General features: G+C 69.2%; 2 protein-coding genes. One reads left to right on the top strand and one right to left on the bottom strand.

The features are described from left to right. Positions 1 to 139 precede the first annotated feature (139 nt). On the top strand, positions 140 to 1,105 hold the full coding sequence (locus tag KBX34_RS32920; RefSeq protein ID WP_210928969.1) for a hypothetical protein: 966 nt from the start codon (positions 140 to 142) through the stop codon (positions 1,103 to 1,105). 39 nt (positions 1,106 to 1,144) lie between these two features. Here KBX34_RS32920 and KBX34_RS32915 read toward each other — a convergent pair. Continuing rightward, a partial coding sequence (locus tag KBX34_RS32915) for a tyrosine-type recombinase/integrase (protein WP_210928968.1) occupies positions 1,145 to 1,657 on the bottom strand: 513 nt, incomplete at its 5' end.

Here is a 1,657-nt window from a genome sequence, read left to right as displayed (position 1 = left end):
TCAGGCCAGCTCGGCGGGCGCGCGCCTCGCGGCAGATCCGGAACCCGTCCCGGCGCCGGGGCGGGTCAGCGCAAGCCACGATCCGGGTCCTCGAACCGCAAGTAGCCGCTGGTGATGGTTCCGTCTCTAGGATGCCGGCATGACGGGACGGGGCGGGGTCGCCGAGCGCGTGGCGGCTGCACAGCAGGCGAGTACGGAGTTGCTGGTCGCGTTCGCCGGCGACGGGTCACCGGCCGTCCGGCGTACGGTCGCGGGTCGGCCCGACGCCCCGGGCGAAGCACTGCGGGTGTTGGCCGCCGACCGGGATCTCGTCACCCGTGAAGCCGTCGCCGGGAATCCTGCCGTTCCCGAGGACGTGCTGATCCCGATGCTGGCGGATCGGCACTGGCGGGTGCGGTTGACCGCAGCCGCCAATCCGGCCGCCACCCTGTCCGCGCGCAGGGCCATGCGTGTCGCCACCGACCCCAACATTCGGCTGGTCCTGGCTCAGCAGCCAGGTTTGCCGTCGGAGATCGGCGAGGCCCTCGCCCGAGACGAATCCTTCCAGGTCCGCGTCGCGCTCGCCGAGTACACCGACCAAATCGCGGTACTCGAAGCTCTACTCGCCGACCGGGACGGACGGGTACGGGGCAAGGCGGGCTTGAACTCGCTGACCACGCTGCCGCAACTGTTGGAACTACGACACGACAAGGACTGGCGGGCGCGCAACGCCGTCGTCTGGGCAAACTCGAACGGCCACGAGGTACCAGTGGAGGACCTGCTCGCGCTGGCGTGTGACCGCTCGGTCAACGTCCGCTACTGGTTGGCCAACCTTCCCGGCGCCACCCGGGAGATCTACGAGATCCTCTCCCGCGACAACGACGATCTGGTCGCCGGGACGGCACGACAATGGCTGCTCCCGTCCGACGATCCCGGATACCCGGCGAACCACGAACCTCTCTTGACGTACCTCGACAGCCTCATGACCAAGACCAGCTACTCCGGGCCGGAAAGGCTGGGCGCACCCACTCCGCATCTTGCTGCCCCAGCGGCGGACGAGCTGACGCAGCTCCCCCCGGAGGAACTGATCCGCCGACTCACCGCCCTCTCGCCGCCGGACGCATGAGGGACACGCGCTCACATCGGCAAAGCCGTGAGCGGTTGATCACGTTCCGGAGGCCATGTAGGCGGCGAGGATGTGGTTGGGGTGGCGGTCGAGGTTCTTGCGGGCCCGGTCATAGCGCATGGTGGTCCGTGGGTCGGCGTGGCGGGCGGCGATCTGCACGCCGCGGAGGCTGACGCCGGCGTCGAGCATGGTCGTCACGAACGTGTGCCGCAACATGTGGGGGTGCATCCTCGGCATCCGGATGCCCGCTGTGTGGGCGAGGTGCTTGAGTCGGCGGGTGGCGGCGTGCCGGTCCATCCTCCGACCATGGGTGTTGCGCAGGATCGGCCCGGCGGTACGGTCGTCGACGGCCTGGTCGATAGCCCGAGCGACCGCGGTTGGTAGCGGGACGAGGACGACCTTGCCGCCCTTGCCACGCACGCGTAGGACCCGGTGACCGTGTTCCTCACCGAGGTCGGCGATGTTCGATCCGCAGGCTTCGAAGATCCGTAGTCCGAGCAGGCCCAGGAGCGCGACCAGGGCGAAGTCGTTCGGGTTCGAGGACTTCCGCGC

Source organism: Micromonospora sp. M61 (assembly GCF_018070245.1).
Taxonomy (GTDB): Bacteria; Actinomycetota; Actinomycetes; order Mycobacteriales; family Micromonosporaceae; genus Micromonospora; species Micromonospora zamorensis.
The sequence above is the reverse complement of the archived record's forward strand: the minus strand, read 5'-3'. Positions and strand labels throughout refer to the sequence as shown.